This is a genomic window from Lunatimonas sp. (assembly GCF_020832325.1).
Lineage (GTDB): Bacteria > Bacteroidota > Bacteroidia > Cytophagales > Cyclobacteriaceae > Lunatimonas.
In genome coordinates this window covers 1-15,489 of the sequence record NZ_JAFIEU010000033.1, presented here as the reverse complement: position 1 = coordinate 15,489, position 15,489 = coordinate 1, and the positions used below count along the sequence as shown (strand labels likewise).

The 15,489-nt window shown below is 46.3% G+C and carries 12 protein-coding genes; 8 read left to right on the top strand and 4 right to left on the bottom strand.

Annotation, left to right across the window (positions count from 1 at the left end; genetic code table 11):
* Positions 1–13 precede the first annotated feature (13 nt).
* Complete coding sequence (locus JJU34_RS12445; RefSeq protein WP_228692702.1) at positions 14–1,963, top strand: heavy metal translocating P-type ATPase; 1,950 nt, start codon at positions 14–16, stop codon at positions 1,961–1,963.
* Between the two features lie 11 nt (positions 1,964–1,974).
* On the opposite strand, the gene JJU34_RS12440 is transcribed toward JJU34_RS12445, so the two are convergent.
* Entirely contained in the window at positions 1,975–4,398 is a 2,424-nt protein-coding gene (locus JJU34_RS12440) for an alpha-glucuronidase family glycosyl hydrolase (RefSeq protein ID WP_228692701.1), read from the bottom strand.
* Between the two features lie 284 nt (positions 4,399–4,682).
* Between JJU34_RS12440 and JJU34_RS12435 the strand changes: the two genes are divergently transcribed.
* Entirely contained in the window at positions 4,683–7,133 is a 2,451-nt protein-coding gene (locus tag JJU34_RS12435) for an alpha/beta hydrolase-fold protein (protein WP_228692700.1), read from the top strand.
* 688 nt (positions 7,134–7,821) lie between these two features.
* Positions 7,822–8,925, top strand: a complete 1,104-nt coding sequence (locus tag JJU34_RS12430; protein ID WP_228692730.1) for a 6-bladed beta-propeller — start codon at positions 7,822–7,824, stop codon at positions 8,923–8,925.
* Between the two features lie 149 nt (positions 8,926–9,074).
* On the opposite strand, the gene JJU34_RS21835 is transcribed toward JJU34_RS12430, so the two are convergent.
* Both JJU34_RS21835 and JJU34_RS12425 read right to left on the bottom strand, forming a co-directional pair.
* Positions 9,075–9,302 (bottom strand): type II toxin-antitoxin system RelE/ParE family toxin, encoded by a 228-nt coding sequence (locus JJU34_RS21835; RefSeq protein ID WP_366512702.1) that lies wholly within the window; start codon positions 9,300–9,302, stop codon positions 9,075–9,077.
* A gap of 44 nt (positions 9,303–9,346) precedes the next feature.
* Positions 9,347–9,538, bottom strand: a complete 192-nt coding sequence (locus JJU34_RS12425; protein WP_228692699.1) for a hypothetical protein — start codon at positions 9,536–9,538, stop codon at positions 9,347–9,349.
* A 1,189-nt stretch (positions 9,539–10,727) separates the two neighbouring features.
* Here JJU34_RS12425 and JJU34_RS12420 point away from each other — a divergent pair.
* Both JJU34_RS12420 and JJU34_RS12415 read left to right on the top strand, forming a co-directional pair.
* Positions 10,728–11,147, top strand: a complete 420-nt coding sequence (locus tag JJU34_RS12420) for an antitoxin Xre/MbcA/ParS toxin-binding domain-containing protein (RefSeq protein ID WP_228692698.1) — start codon at positions 10,728–10,730, stop codon at positions 11,145–11,147.
* Position 11,148: 1 nt separating this feature from the next.
* Positions 11,149–11,625, top strand: coding sequence for an RES family NAD+ phosphorylase (locus JJU34_RS12415; protein WP_228692729.1), 477 nt, complete (start codon positions 11,149–11,151; stop codon positions 11,623–11,625).
* Positions 11,626–11,789: 164 nt separating this feature from the next.
* On the opposite strand, the gene JJU34_RS12410 is transcribed toward JJU34_RS12415, so the two are convergent.
* Positions 11,790–12,941 (bottom strand): DUF4221 family protein, encoded by a 1,152-nt coding sequence (locus JJU34_RS12410; protein WP_228692697.1) that lies wholly within the window; start codon positions 12,939–12,941, stop codon positions 11,790–11,792.
* A 308-nt stretch (positions 12,942–13,249) separates the two neighbouring features.
* Here JJU34_RS12410 and JJU34_RS12405 point away from each other — a divergent pair, with 308 nt between their 5' ends.
* From JJU34_RS12405 to JJU34_RS12395, 3 genes are all read left to right on the top strand, one after another.
* Complete coding sequence (locus JJU34_RS12405) at positions 13,250–13,459, top strand: hypothetical protein (RefSeq protein WP_228692696.1); 210 nt, start codon at positions 13,250–13,252, stop codon at positions 13,457–13,459.
* Positions 13,431–13,748 carry a hypothetical protein gene (locus JJU34_RS12400; protein ID WP_228692695.1) on the top strand — a complete coding sequence of 106 codons (318 nt, stop codon included), beginning with the start codon at positions 13,431–13,433 and terminating at the stop codon, positions 13,746–13,748. Before JJU34_RS12405 ends, JJU34_RS12400 begins: the two co-directional genes overlap by 29 nt.
* Before the next feature lie 255 nt (positions 13,749–14,003).
* Complete coding sequence (locus JJU34_RS12395; RefSeq protein ID WP_228692694.1) at positions 14,004–15,152, top strand: DUF4221 family protein; 1,149 nt, start codon at positions 14,004–14,006, stop codon at positions 15,150–15,152.
* Positions 15,153–15,489: the final 337 nt, after the last annotated feature.

Below are 15,489 nucleotides of genomic sequence, written 5' to 3'. Positions count from 1 at the left end.
AGGACAACAAGCCATGAACGAGTCCATCAGCCCAACAAATCGTATCTCCTGCTGTGAGCCCGAAAAGCCTATGCAGAAACCTGGGAAACCCGTTTACCTGAAATGGGAAGATTGGAAGCGGCCACTTTTCAGTCTGGTCTTGCTATTGGGAGCTATCCCTTTGGAAATTGCGGCTGGGGAATATTTTTTTTACGGATGGATTCGCCTGATCTGGTATGTTCTGGCCTATCTGCCCGTCGCATTCCCCGTGTTAAGCAGAGCTTGGGATTTGATTTGGAAAGGAGAAGTCTTTACCGAGTTTTTCCTGATGGGCATAGCTACATTAGGTGCTTTTGCCATAGGCGAGTATCCGGAAGCCGTAGCCGTGATGCTTTTTTACGCAGTGGGAGAGCTTTTTCAGGAAGCTGCTGTGAAGAAAGCCAAAGGCAATATCCAAGCATTATTGGACATGCGGCCCGACCAAGTAGCCGTTTGGAGGGAAGGAAAACTCCATGCTGTAGCTCCCGAACAGGTCAACCCCGGTGAGGTAGTCCGGTACAAAGCCGGAGAACGAGTTGCCCTGGATGGTCTCCTTCAAGGCGAAGGGGGACTGTTTAACACCGCTGCCCTGACAGGTGAAAGCCTTCCGCGAGCGATAAGACCGGAAGAGGAAGTATTGGCAGGCATGGTGATCCTGGATCGGGTGGTGGATATACGTGTCACCAAACCCTTTCAGGAAAGCGCCATCGCCCGTATTCTGAAACTGGTGCAGGGAGCATCGGCGCGCAAGGCCAAGACCGAACAGTTTATCCGAAAATTCGCCAAGGTATACACCCCCATGGTGACCTATTTGGCATTGGCCCTAGTGGTGGTTCCTTGGTTTTTCGTACCAGAGTATGACTTTTCTACCTGGCTATACCGCGCTTTGGTATTTCTGGTCATATCCTGCCCCTGTGCCTTGGTAATCTCCATCCCCTTAGGCTACTTTGGCGGAATAGGAGCGGCTTCCAAAAACGGTATCTTGTTCAAAGGCTCTAATTTCCTCGATTTAATGGCAAAGGTCAATACCGTGGTGATGGATAAAACGGGTACCCTGACCAAGGGTATCTTTGAGGTGGTGAAAACGGTTACTACCGGAGGATCTGACGACGAAAGCTGGAAATCGATGGCTGCAACACTGGAGCAAAGTTCCCTGCACCCGGTCGCTAGGTCGATCGTAGCCCATGTATCATCCGGTCCGATGGAAAACCTACCTGAAGTCACCGAGCAACTGGAGCTAGCCGGCATGGGCATCAGTGGAAAAGTAGGCCATCAAACGGTACTGGTAGGTAATCACCCGTGGATGCAGCAGCACCACGTAGGGGGAGTAAATGATACGGTAGATCCTGGGACCTCTACCATCCACGTAGCAATCAACGGCATACACCAAGGGTATTTTTTGATTGCAGACACACTGAAAGCGGATGCAAAAACAGCCATTACCGATATGAAAAGGTGGGGCGTTCAGGAGTTTTTTATATTGTCCGGAGATCGGCAGGAAGTCACCGATTCGGTAGCAAAAGAGCTGGGTATCCCCCAAGCATTTGGTGGACTGTTACCGGAACAAAAAGCAGACAAGCTCACTTCGATCCAATCCGAACCCGGTAGAATCGTGGCTTTTGTGGGGGATGGGATCAACGACGCACCCGTACTGGCGCTTGCAGACATTGGGATTGCCATGGGTGGTCTGGGAAGTGACGCAGCCATCGAAACAGCGGATGTGGTCATACAGACCGATCAACCCTCCAAGATCGCCAAGGCGATCCAAATCAGCAGGTTCACCCGAAAAGTTGTTTGGCAAAACATCCTTTTGGCCTTTGGCGTGAAGCTGACCGTACTGATACTGGGGGCCTCCGGTATGGCAAGTATGTGGGAAGCGGTATTTGCCGATGTGGGCGTCGCCTTATTGGCCATTCTAAATGCCGTTCGCATCCAATATCGCTAACTGCAGACTGCTTAGGGCTTTACCATCAACCAAAGCTCCGCCACCTGCGATCCGCGTTCCCCTTCGCCACAGGTCCAGCTAAAGGTAATCTCCCCATCCTGGTAGGCGCTTTTCGGTAGGTCAAATTCAAAGATAGGCTGGTGCCCCGTTTGGATGAAATCATGGACCTCCAGCCCCCCGTCCACTTCCAGTCGCATTTTTGACCGAAACCTTCCGGTGTAAGCTACACGGAGCGTATAATCCAAATCGGGGTTGAGCTGATCGTATCGTATCTTAAGTGGTGTATCATACAGCGTATTTACCTGCATCATCCAGGCTTGGGGCGCAGCAGTACCTTCAAAACCCACGGCTTTCACCTCATGCACCCACTCCACGCCGATCAGGCCCACACCAAAGCTGATCCTAGGGCGGTAAAGACTGCCCGGATCTTCTTCCCACGATTTGTCAAACACGACCCGCTTCCAGCTCTTCGGATGGCCAAAGTTATCGTAAAAACCACCCGGCCCCGGATTGGTTCTATTTACCACAGCATGCAGGGCACTTTGCCAATCGGCACCTTCCCCCATATCCCGAATAGCCCGCAAATTATCCATCAACCAGGGAGCATCGTTTAGAACCGCATCGAGGTTGTCGATGAAATTCCCTCTGCCCGATGCGGCTCCGTGCGGATCGATGGTCAGTTGAGCACCAATGCTCTCGTAGAGAGCGTCCGCGAGTTCCAAACACCGGGCCCGCCACGGGGCAGCCGGCTCCTCGGTCAAACTTTGCTCCAATACAGCTAACGCCTGCGAAAGCCCAGCCAGCTCACCTTCCTCCAATGCCTGGCGCATAAAGTCCCTGGCCTTGTGTTCCGCAGCCGTTTGCAGGGCCAGCTTACGTTGCACATAGGCATCGTAATAGGCCCTGATCAATCCCATTTGGAACCTGAAATTTTGCCTCATCGCTGCATCTGCCCGCTGTTCCATCTCCTGCCATACTTGTAGGCTCACCGGTACCTGCATATTGGTCAGCAGGGGGCCACGCATATTCTCTTCCTGTAATAGCAGCCCCTGAGAAATCCCCTCCACCCATTCCGGGCCAAAAAAGAAGCGTGCATAATCCCGAAGGGTCTCGATCACCGGTCTATCCGGGTCCCAGTCCTGATCGGTCCATACAAATTTATTTACGTCGTCGTTGGTTCCCTCGGAATAGCTCAAGCTTCCGTCAGCGTACGCTGCCAGTGCATTGTGAATGGATTTTTGATCCCCTGGTCTGGGATTGATGCATTCCCTGCCAAGCGTCATGGACAGTGCCAGGTCCCACTCGGGTATGGGATATTGGGAACTAAGACTATGGGTGATGTCTGGGTACCGGCGGATGGGAATTCCGGCCTTTACCCGCTGCCGTAACTCGGGGAGGGGAATTTTCACCCAAGGTCCAAACACCACACCTCCCAGCCACTCGTATTCCTGATTGACATGAAAAAAGAATCGGTCAAACCACGCCTGGGTCGGACGAAATACCTGAGGAGAAACCCAAACCTTTGCATTTGGATGGTATTCCCGCAGTACTTTGGCAGACTCCTCCAGCCACCAAAAGAGTTCGTCCGGCTCCAATTCTCCGGGGTCTCCACCCGGCACGAACAGGTGATCGAGGCGTGGCACGGAGGAAAACACCTCGTGCCGTTCCCGTAATTCCACCTCTATGGAATCGGGATGGGCATAGTCCTCACCCATATTGGGATACCACATCCAAACGTCCATATCCAATTGATCGGCAATGCGGGATTGATGCCCGATCATCTCGATCGCAGGAAGTTGCATGTGTCGGCTGCTGAAGTCATCGTCTGTCCTAGGAGGCACTATCTCAATGCTGTTGGCTCCAAACAACGCCAACTCCCGAATGTATTGCTCAAACATGGTCACCGAAAAGGCATCGTAGGAATTGGTTTTGGGTCGGTAGCCGAGCTGATGGCCGCGGATGGGATAGGTAGGAGAAGAAGCCAAAGCAACTGATTCGGGGACGTCCAATACACCCTCTCCCCAATTCATTTTTCGTAAAAGCCAACCGATACCGTAAAGTACTCCCCGCTCATCCGCTCCTACGATGTACACGATACGCTTTTTCGTATCTATCTGGAGGCTATAGCCTTCCGAAGCCAAAACCGGTGTCGCATCGATCAGGGGTCGGTAGGAAGCGGGTAGTTGATCTCCCTGGCCCTGTATACCCAAAACGATGGCGGACCGACCAGGTGCAGCAGCCCGATCCTGAAGGCCCAACCCTTTTCCCGTACGCTTTTGCACCTCCTCCCGTAGTACCTCAGCAAAAAAGGTCAGCCGGGAACTGCTTTGTCGAGGAACAATCACGACCGCATCCGTCAAATCCACGGCGGCAACTACAGAAAAGGAACTAAGTTGGATCAGAAAAACTACTAGCAATCGGGAGAATACGCTCATGTCAACGGAAATTAATTGGCTAACGTAATACGCATTTTGCCCCAAAAGGACCATTTACAGGCGCAATTCGTACCAGCAAAGGACAAAACACTCAGCAGATGCCTAAAACCATCGATTCGATGCCTGCCGCTCACGCTACGTAGCTTTCAGAAAATAGGCACCATGTACTTCGTCAGCTTGCATTGAGGAAGTTTGGATAAGTTTGGACCGTCTAGGGCATTTGCCTTTCGGTTACGCAACAAAATAAATACATTGCAGCAAATACACATCAAACCAACCTACTTATGAACGAAGGATTCAGATTCACGTGCCTTTTTTTGATTTTTACGGTCTTTTTTGGAGTGCAGACTTTCAGAACGCAGGCCCAAAGTACCCATGTTTTCACGGAAGGCCTGGCCATACAGAATCAACACCGCTATGGGCGGGAAGTGATCTTCACGGATCAGGTGGCCTTCCAACTGGCCAACGGAGCCTTTGAGAACCCCACAGAAAATGGAAAGGTATCCTCAGATTCCGAAGACACTTGGCAAGTCGTCCGCACCGATGATAGCGGTCGTTTTCGGGGCAGGCTTCGGGCAGGCTACCTTTACCTGACCTACGAATCAACCAAAAAACAAACGGCGCTCCTGCGAATGAGTGGCGCGAGCATGTGTTACGTCAACGGAGTCCCCAGAGGGGGTGATATCTACGGAGATGGCTGGCTTTACCTTCCCGTACCCTTAGAAAAAGGCAAAAACGAAATCTTGGCCCGTTTTACCGGACTATGGTCGGGCATTTCGGCGGAGCTAATTTTGGATGCCAGTCCCGTTCTGTTAAAAACAGCGGATGCCACGCTTCCCGACATCGTGTTGGGGCAGCCGGGCAACGATCGGCTTATCGGAGCCGTGGTGGTGGTGAATGCCACTTCAAAAACCATCACCGATGGAAAGATGGAGGTGATCCTAAACGGAACTGTAGCCACGTCTAGCCTTCCCAGTATTCCCCCGATGAGCATCCGAAAAGTGGGGTTTGACATCAACGCGGCAAGCGTCTCCGCCAAAGGAGAATATAATGCCACCCTAAACCTTCACCTTGGCAACAAAAAAGCCGACAGCCAACAAATCACCTTGTTCGGAAGAGAAGCTACCGAACACTACAAACAAACCTTTATCAGCGAAATTGACGGCAGCGTGCAGTACTACGGTGTAGCCCCCCAAGTAGGGGGCAGCAAAGCAGGTTCCGCCCTGTTTCTTTCGGTGCATGGAGCAGGCGTAGAAGGCATCGGACAGGCAAGGGCCTACAAACCCAAGACCTGGGGCACCTTGGTGGCCCCTACCAACCGACGTCCCAGAGGGTTTAACTGGGAAGACTGGGGCCGTATCGACGCCATGGAGGTGCTGGCAATTGCCGAAGAAAAATTCCGGCCAAATCCTTCAAAAATCTACCTCACCGGGCACTCCATGGGCGGGCATGGCACCTGGTACCTGGGTGCTACCTTTGCAGGCAAATGGGCCGCCATCGCCCCGTGTGCAGGCTACCCCACCCTTATGGGCTATGGATCTGCCGATGGCAAAATCCCCGAAGAAACCGACCACCCTACCGAAAAGCTACTGCTGAGGGCCAGTAATCCCAGCAATGTAATCCAGTTGGCGAAAAACTACACCGCAGCAGGAGTTTACATCCACCACGGTGACAGCGACCGGGTCGTATCCGTCGATTATGCCAGACAGATGAGGCAGATACTTGGGGAGTTTCACCCCGATTTCAGCTACTACGAATACCCGGGTGGCAGCCATTGGTTTGGGGATGAAAGCGTGGACTGGAAGCCGCTGTTTGACTATTTCGAATGGCACGAGACGCCGCACGATACCGTGGTTCACCGGGTAGAATTTTCAACCGCAAACACGGCCGTCTCTTCCCAAAGCCGCTGGGTGCATATCCTCCAGCAGACAGAACCTTTGAATTACTCACGGGTAAACTTGCTCCGAAATGTAAAATCGCGATCCATCAGCGGCAGCACTGAAAACATCCAACACCTCGGTTTAGAGACCTCCTCCTTTGCTACGGGGGCAGAAATAACCCTTTCCTTAGATAACCAGCCCGAGATAACTTGGAAAAACGACGGTTCCGGTATGCTCTACCTGAAAAATTCAGAAGGTAAATGGGAGATCAGCGAAGTCCCCAATCTTTCAGACAAAGGCACTGTGCGCAACGGTACCTTTAAGGAGCCTTTTAATAATCGGATGGTATATGTCTACGGTACTTCCGGCAACAAGGCAGAAAACGAGTGGGCCTATAACAAAGCGCGCTTTGATGCAGAGATGTGGTATTACCGGGGGAATGGAGCCGTAGATATCGTTTCGGATAGGGAGTTTGACTTGGTAAAACACGGTGACCGGGGAATAATCATCTATGGTAATGCCGATACCAACCGAGCTTGGAGGACCCTGCTGACAGCGAGTCCCATCCAAGTCTCCCGCAACCGGATACAGCTTGGCAGTGACGTGATGGATGGTGCCGATCTAGGAGCCTACTTTATGGTACCCCGAGCAGATAATCCAAGCTTGGGCGTAGCCGTCATAAGCGGGACCGGGCTTGCCGGCCTTCATGCGGCCAATGCCAACCAGTATTTTGCAGGTGGAAGCGGCTTCCCGGATTATGTGATTTTTACGGCGGATCTACCGATAAACGGGGTTGATGCGATAAAGGCTACCGGGTTCTACCAAAATGACTGGAGTTTGCCTGCCGTGAAATAAACCTATCATGTAAAGGGATTGCATAGGGCGCCCCGAAGGGAATCGCTCTATGCAATCTTTTCATTTTTATTGTATCACAGACTCGTTCATATCAATTCTACAATTGCTTTTAAGATGCTACTGACTTGTTGAGTGTCCATTTTGGAAAGGATTGACAACGCAATGTAGGTAGGGTAAAAAAAGGTGTAGTGGATACTACACGAGTCGGAGAATCACGAAGCGTTGGGCAGTCTTCTATTTATCGAATAACATGAAAATACGCTGGTATTCGAGGGGCGTTAGCCCTGATATCTTAGTAGAAAGTCAATGACGTGTAAAAAGAGAGGGGCGTAGCCCTGAAATCACTTTACTGCGGAAATAGAAAAACAAATCGCATAAGCTTTGGCACCGAATATTCGTAGCAACCACGTTGTTGTTTGGAGGAATATTCCCTATTTCAGACTAGAGCTTCTTTATAGACATACCAGACGGTTTTGGAAACCGAACAATTTGAGTATCTTGCATATACCTTGCTTTTTATATTTATTATAACCCAGTGCTAGATTTGGTTTCAGGCTACCCATATACCCCATTGGCAGTGCGGTCTAGGTCGGGTATTTTAAACTATTGGGGGTATGTCGTCGGAATTCTTTTTTTCATCCTTCTCGGGAGCTGTAAGCAAGAAACCAAATCCGACACTGGCTTGGAAATGATATCGGTGGACCTTTCCCAGTTACGAACTGGGAAGTTGTCGGAATTCTTCAAGCCCGAAATTGAATATATCTGGCTGAAGGATGATACGGAGGATGCGCATCTTTATGCGGGATTACATCAAATACATTTCTATCAAAATAGGATTTATACGCTGGATATTTTTGGATGTACCTGTATCCACATTTTCGACAGGTCAGGTAACTATTTGTCAAAGATCAAATCCTATGGGGAAGGTCCCGGCCAATACTTGGACTTTGATGCTGCCGCCTTTGTAGACGGGGAGCTGGTTTTGCTGGGTATACATCCCCGTAAAATAATGTGGTTCAGTTTGGAAGGTGAATATCTACGTGAGGTTTCTTTTCGTGAACAGCTTGGTCCGGGTGTTTTCTCAGAACGTGACCAACGCTATTACTTGTATACCCCTACCCGAGAACCAGGAGCATACTTTGTGAAAAGCTTCGACAAATCACTCAAGGATACCCTAAACTATTTCCCCTACGATCCGGAGAAGCTGTATGGACATTTCTCTGGAAGGGATTTTTTTCAGAAAAGTCATGAAAACCTCTATTATGGAATGGCCTATTCGGATACGATCTATCAGATCGACGAAGGGGTTTTTGTTCCAAAGCTCGTGTTTGACTTTGGGAAATATGCGCAAGATTTGGAGGAGGTAAAGAGTCTAGAGGGTACTGAGAAAGCACTGGATTTTATCAATAATTGGGCTAAGTTGTATTTCCGAGGCCAATACCTCATTTCCGAAAAGCAGCTTTACACCATGCTCGTATATGAAAAAACCGGAATAAACGTATTCTTTGATCGGGAACATCAGCAAACCCACGTAATAAAGGACCGAATTGTTGACGATATAGACGGAGTATTCGATCCCCATTATATTATATATACTTTCGAGCCGGGAAAAGTAGGTATAAAAGTTCCGGGCAGGGATTTATATAAAACACTGTTGGAGAAAAAAGAACGTATGAGCCAAAGCGATTATGAAAACTGGATCAACACCAATGGTAGAAATTTTGCGGAAATAGCGACTGAAGCACGGGAATCAGAAAACCCCGTGCTGATTGTGTATACTATGAAGCATTAATTTCGCTGTATTCCATTGGAGGGTAACGGATAGAATTCTTTCATCGCAATCAAATCATACAAGTCGGCTTCTACTGGCGTCAAAATTTTCTAGCTGTGCTTTACGACTTGTTCTATAACCACGTAGTTTTCGATTTGAATGATGTTTACTTAGATTCCTTTCAGCGTTTTGGGGCTCCTTGAAGTGTGGAATACCCGGGAAATTATGACTTTATCCTTAGTGGTTCGGTATATGATTTTGTAACTCCAAACTAATAGGAATCTATATTCGAACTTTTTATGGGTTAAAAGAGGCTCGATTGTACCCATTTGTGGTTGGCTTTCTAGCAGCCCAGTAGTCAGAAGGATTTGTCCACGAACAGTGTCGGCGTAAAACAAATTATGGCTCGTTCAAATTGCCCGGAAGCCTTTTTTAGTCCAGATTATTTGAGCCATTCTTTAGATCGTTCTTCTACCTCTTTTTGAGTTAATATTTCTCCCTTCTCGACCTGTTCTTCAGACTCATCAATATCAGCCAATAAAGACAGTTGTTCATATAGGTCTTCCAAGGTCGAATCCTCAGTCAGCCTGTCGGCTATTTGATTTAGATACGCTTTTAGTTTTACCGCTTTCATACTCGAATATAACAACTCTTTTTAACACTGGCCCAATACCTAACCAAAGTATATCGATTCCCCTTAATTTTTTATTCTCTTTGCTGAGTTGGGCAGGAATGGCATTCCAAACCATCCGTATCCTAGGTACATTACACTTTTTCAAAGGAAAATATGCGGATAAGCACATTTATTCAAAGGAAAAAATGTCCTACTTGACATTTTATTAAAACGAAAACCATGGTGCTTTTCCGATAGTGCATACCTAGTGGCTAGGAAAATGCCAAAAAGATCAAATTAGCGTCTAAATAGCTATTGATCAACAGCCCCCACAAATTCCCTGAAATTCTACTTGGAAACCACCTCCACGGCGGCGTTATAGGTGTTTACAAAAATAGATGGAATGTTCACCTTGGCTTTAGGATTCCATTTGAATTCAAAAGGATGGTTTCACCCTCAAACAGCTTTTCCGTTATCTGACTTTTCAGGCTTCTCCCAATCAGAAAAGTTATGTATTCACCAAATATGCAGCTTTTTGGTGAATTCATTCACTAAAAGTACGGCATTTTGGTGAATGGGAGTGTTCCGAGCTTATCGAATTAACAGACCTCTTTCCTCATTTTCAAAACTTCCTCGACCCCTGCTGTTCGGTATTTGCAATGCCGAACCCAGATAAATAGGGTTTGCAGCCCTACTGCCGAATAAACCGGTTTTTAAAGTCATCAATCAGAATTTCTCAACACTCCAAAAATAATTGTGATCATTTTCCCGGATCTTAATTTTAAAATCATAAATCATAAATCTGAATTAAAGACTCGAATGAAGATTGGTCTCCTGTTCCATTATTTCTCCCTTTTAGTAACCTGGCAAAATTCCAGCAAAGAATAATTCCTCACCCCTCTTTCAGCGGATAACCTTCTTTAACACGGGAAAAAACAACCCATTGGCGGCTTTACAGGTTTCCTCGAAACTACAAGTCCCCATGATATTGAAAATGTCTATCAATTATCTGCATGTGGATGGAGGGTTACTGTCTGCCGCAGAAGCCAGGGTTGAAAAACAGAATTCATAAGAATCGAAAGACCTTAAATCTTTGGCTGAAATTTCCCTGATGGTTGCCAATTCAATTTGTATCTAGATATTTTTGGAAATTTTTCTATTTTTTTAGGAAATTTTTCCTTAACTTTCTAATCTTACTAATGTCAGTCTTATGAAAAGCAAAGTAATTCAAAAAATAGACTTAAATAAAGACCCTATCAGTAACTATAACTTGGTACTCCAAGCCCAAAAGGGGGTCGACGCTGAAACGGCCTTCGAAATTTCAGCCTCACTGCTAATGCCGGAGGAAGATCTTTCTTTTATTCTTCACTTGTCCACCAAGACTTTGAAGAATTATCAAAAGGCCGAGAAATCCCTTAACCCAATAGTTAGTGAACAGGTATTAAAGCTAAATGAGCTCCGAAAAAAAGGAGAACAGGTTTTTGGTTCTGTTGAGGCCTTCAATAATTGGCTAAAGAAGCCCGCTATCGGATTGGATCATGCTATACCCTATGAATTTTTGCAAACCAGTGGAGGTATAGATTTAGTAATAGAAGAATTGGATACGATTGCTTACGGTGATTTTTCATAGAATGCTGGTTTTTCGTATTTGTTTGGAAAAATATGCGCATAACCTTATCGCCTCCGGCAAATCCAATAGGTGGAATCTATCTGGGAATTTTGTGATTTACACGTCATCCAACAGGGCTCTGGCTTGTCTTGAAAATGTGGTCCACAGAAGCAGTGAGGGGCTCAACAGTCTTTTTAAGGTGATGGTAATTCAAATTGATGATGAAGTCCAAATCAAAGAAATCCCAGTTGAGTCTTTACCCGACAATTGGCACAAAAAAGCATCCTACCCTTCGTGCCAAAAAATTGGGGATGACTGGTATAGAGAAGGAAAAACAGCTGTCTTGGGAGTACCGTCATCCATTATACCGATGGAAAAAGTTTACATTATTAATACCCGTCATCCGGATTTTTTAAACAATAAAATCCGATTGATGTCCACTGAGGAATTTGTTTTTAGTCCAAAGATCAAATCAGAGGACCCGGATACTATGGATTAAAGATTCCCGCTGTTCGGTATTTGCCATGCCGAACCCAGTTAAATAGGGTTTGCAACCCTACTGCCGTAATCCCAATTGGTTAAACCATCAATCATAATCCCTCTCCTCTTGAAAACTATATTTAATTAGACTCCCAAATTAAATCTCTCAACCAACGCTTAAAATCATAAATCTATACTAAGCCGCAAAAAGCCCAGTTCATCTTCCATATTCTCAAAAATCCAGATGGCTCCGTCCTTGACAAAATAAGTACCTGGAACCTTATTTAATTCAGGTATCCTGGATTCCCCCAACATCTCCAGGTTTTTGTCAAACACTGTCAGAAAAATAGTACTGCTGTTGCTGGACCTGGAATAGTGACCATTTTCCTCAACTATTTCCATATCTGTCTGGTAGGAAAAACGGTAATAGCGTTCATTGATTTTATCCCAAAAAAGCCTCTCGAATTCAATCTCCGCTAATGAAGTTGCATAGATGCGGTAAAGGGCCTCATCACTTTCTACCTGTTTGGGATAGTAAGGCGTTTTTTGGTTGGGCGTTAATCGACTTTCATAGGTTTTCAACAGCAAACTATCTTTCTCAGGAAGGTATACGTACAATTCATTGAATACATTATTACTGATTACAATGCTTTCTCCTTCCGTTTGAAGTAATACTTGGGAACCTAGGAAACCAATAATTTCACCCCCACTGAATTGTGTCACACGGTAATCATCCAGCTTATCAAATGCTGGAAGGTCAAATTCCGCGAGTTTAGATTCATCCATATCCACCTTCATCAATTGCAGGAACTTTGCACTCCAATCCGTTAAAAAACCTAAATATTGGTTACTATCACCAGTAATTATTGATTTAATGCGAAAACGATTCCCTCCATCCAAAATACCTGACTGGTCCAGTACCTGCTGAATGCTTACTTCGGTTAATTTCTCCCCTTCCAAATTAAAGATTGCTGCATGCTTCAACGAGCCGGCTACCAGGATACTGTCTCCCCCCAATAGAAAAAAAGGTGTAAAAAAAGGGCCAGTACCCTGAGGCCCCTCCTTTTCAAAAGCAATTTTTTTAACCAATTTCAATTCATCCAGGTCTATTTTTTCAAGCGCATGGTCTTTGGGGTTGTAGTTGTATAGAAACCTTTCGTCTGCGGACAATTCAGCGTTCCCCAAATTCGCCCGGAGGTAAAGGATTTCATCTCCCGGGTCGACCAAAACGGTGTCCAAAGTGAAATACAGTTGACGTTGTTGCCCGAGGTTTCCTTTTTCAGGACTCCCGCAGGCGGCGATCAAAAAAATGATAAAAAAACAAAATTTGGTCATGATCAGGGGTTTAGAAAGTAATTTAAAGACTTAAAATTAAATTTCCATATAGATAGGAATTTTTAATTCCCCACTGACCCTGCTGTTCGGCATTTGCCATGCCGAACCCAGATAAACAGGGTTTGCAACCCTACTGCCTAAACCCCGTTGGTAAAACCATCAATCATAATCCCTCAACATGCTAAAAAACAACTGTGCTAAGATTCCCAGGTTAAATCTAGCAACCAACGTTTAGGATCTTAAATCCTAAACCGTAAACTAAATTTTAGAATTTAACCTTATATTTATGATAAAAAAAAGCTTCCCACATGGAAATCAAGTTTCAGACCAAAGAAGAAAGTAATCGGGAGCAGCGGGAAGCATTTCTTCGGCTGCTACCTAAAGAGCGTTTTTATAGGTTTTTAGATCTTTGTGAAAGCCTGAAGAAATTTCCTGTCAAAACAACCCATAAAGCCCCTACTGACAACTTTGTAATTGAAATCAAAACCCATGACAAAAATCTGGAAAGAGAACATTGATGCCTTTTTAATTGAAGCATCAAAGGAAGGGGTAAAGATGCTTTTGGTAGGGGGCGGTGCGGTCAATTTTCACGGTTATCAAAGACACTCCGCAGATGTGGATTTTTGGATTGGAAAAAGCTTTGATGAAGCCTTTGCTGAAAGTGAAAAAGTGGAAATAAGAGAACATGGAGTGTTTAAATGGAATGTACTCAACTTACGTGACCTGCTTGAAAGTAAAAGAAGAGCAGCCAGACCTAAAGATTTGCTGGATATCTTGGAACTGAAATCAATTCATGGGATGAAATGATTTAATGCATAGAAGAAATTTTTAGCTTAACCGCATTATATACCCGCTGTTCGGCATTTGCAATGCAGAACCCAGATAAATAGGGTTTGCAACCCTACTGCCGAAATCCCAATTGGTTAAACCATCAATCATAATCCCTCCATTATTTCTCCTTTCTAAAATTGACGAATTTCTACGTGAAGCTTAGAATGTACAACCAACTTGCCAAATCAAAAAATTTTATTACTTTTATGCTACATCCTCAAAACCTACACCATGCGCATTTCTTTTTTTCTTGCGTTAGCAATTTCTATATTGTTTTCTTGCGGCAAAGACTCCGATCGAAGTACCACAGGATCCTCCCAACTGACCTTTACCGTCGATACCGTCTGGGTAGATCCTGGGGACGAGATCATTTTCCTTCGGGACAACCTCTTTCTCTCCGACCTATCCCCTGACGGAAGCTACCTCATCAACTTTGACCGCGCAAACCTAGTGGCCGAACGCATCAACCTGAACGATCTCAGGTTGGAAAAGAAAATCCAGTTTGAGAAAGATGGGCCAAATGCCCTCCCCATCTATTTCGGAGGCTTCAACATCATGCCCAATGAGCAGCTGCTGGTGTGGAACTACCGGTATTACAAGCTTTTCGACCAAAACACCCAGATGGTAAAGGATTTGGGCCTCGAAAAAATTGCCGCTGAGTTCCTGTCTGGTTCCGACTGCTATCCGATCGGACTATTTGAAGATCAAAAAAACGAGAACCGATTAATAGGAGTGTTTATAAAATGGGCAGAAAGAAGTTATTTCATCCTGGATTTTGACCTAACCGCCCAAACCTTTACGAAAACGGAGCTTCCGGAACTGAACCCGCTCCAAAGGTTCTCGGTGGAGATCCTGCATGACGGCAACTTTGCGGGTGCCTACGGCGTCGCAGTCCGGGCATTGACCACGGGAAAGCAACTGCTCGTCACAAACAATTCACTCAACGAAGTGCTCGTATACGACTTGGAGGCCGATAGCACCTTTACCAAGGCTTGGGACAGTGACCTGTTGGGTAAAGGCAAAAGTTACCTTCCCCCGAAAGAGGTCGAAAACTCCTCCGGTCAGATAGAAGATATCATCCGAAAAATCAAAGAAGACATCGTTTTTGAAAGCTTTTTTTGGGATGAGGACCAGAATCGCTTTTACCGCTTCGCCTCCAGCGAGCACTTTTCGGATGAAAAAGACGAATACGGAAGGTACGTGCCAACAGGTGCAGACGTTTACCTCAGTATTTTCGACGAAAGCCTCAACCTACTCGCCGAAGCGCTGATTCCCCAACTGAATGCTACCCCAAAGAAGCACTTCCTAAAAGACGGCAAAATCTGGATCTTCGAAAACATCGCCGACGAACTGGCCTTTATCCGGCTAATGGTTGAGTAAGAGGACCCGGTAGGTGTAGGGGGTGTAGGATGCGTTGTTGTTGAATCTTGGAAATTGTTGGATTGGAGAGATTGTCGAATCGTCGAACTGTTGAACAGTGGAGGATTCGTCCTCAATACCGAAGGGAAGGCATGACCCCGGCGGGGTCAAATATCAGTAGCCCCGGGTGCCAACCCGGGGTAAGTGATGATGCGGTTAACATTTAGCCCACTAGCGAAAAGCCCCTGCAAAAAAGCCCTGATTGATGCAATGATCTATCAGGGCTTTTTGCTAGTGGCTGTTGACTGACATCCTCCGGGTGAAGCGGCGGCTAGGTGGAATTGTAGGCTGGTCGATG

Bases quoted from the DNA above. Each gene is read 5' to 3' on its own strand.
- JJU34_RS12405 (WP_228692696.1), top strand. From the start codon at position 13,250: ATGGAAATCAAGTTTCAGACCAAAGAAGAAAGTAATCGGGAGCAGCGG.
- JJU34_RS12430 (WP_228692730.1), top strand. From the start codon at position 7,822: ATGATATCGGTGGACCTTTCCCAGTTACGAACTGGGAAGTTGTCGGAA.
- JJU34_RS12445 (WP_228692702.1), top strand. From the start codon at position 14: ATGAACGAGTCCATCAGCCCAACAAATCGTATCTCCTGCTGTGAGCCC.
- JJU34_RS12420 (WP_228692698.1), top strand. From the start codon at position 10,728: ATGAAAAGCAAAGTAATTCAAAAAATAGACTTAAATAAAGACCCTATC.
- JJU34_RS12400 (WP_228692695.1), top strand. From the start codon at position 13,431: ATGACAAAAATCTGGAAAGAGAACATTGATGCCTTTTTAATTGAAGCA.
- JJU34_RS12415 (WP_228692729.1), top strand. From the start codon at position 11,149: ATGCTGGTTTTTCGTATTTGTTTGGAAAAATATGCGCATAACCTTATC.
- JJU34_RS12440 (WP_228692701.1), bottom strand. From the start codon at position 4,398: ATGAGCGTATTCTCCCGATTGCTAGTAGTTTTTCTGATCCAACTTAGT.
- JJU34_RS12435 (WP_228692700.1), top strand. From the start codon at position 4,683: ATGAACGAAGGATTCAGATTCACGTGCCTTTTTTTGATTTTTACGGTC.
- JJU34_RS12410 (WP_228692697.1), bottom strand. From the start codon at position 12,941: ATGACCAAATTTTGTTTTTTTATCATTTTTTTGATCGCCGCCTGCGGG.
- JJU34_RS12395 (WP_228692694.1), top strand. From the start codon at position 14,004: ATGCGCATTTCTTTTTTTCTTGCGTTAGCAATTTCTATATTGTTTTCT.
- JJU34_RS12425 (WP_228692699.1), bottom strand. From the start codon at position 9,538: ATGAAAGCGGTAAAACTAAAAGCGTATCTAAATCAAATAGCCGACAGG.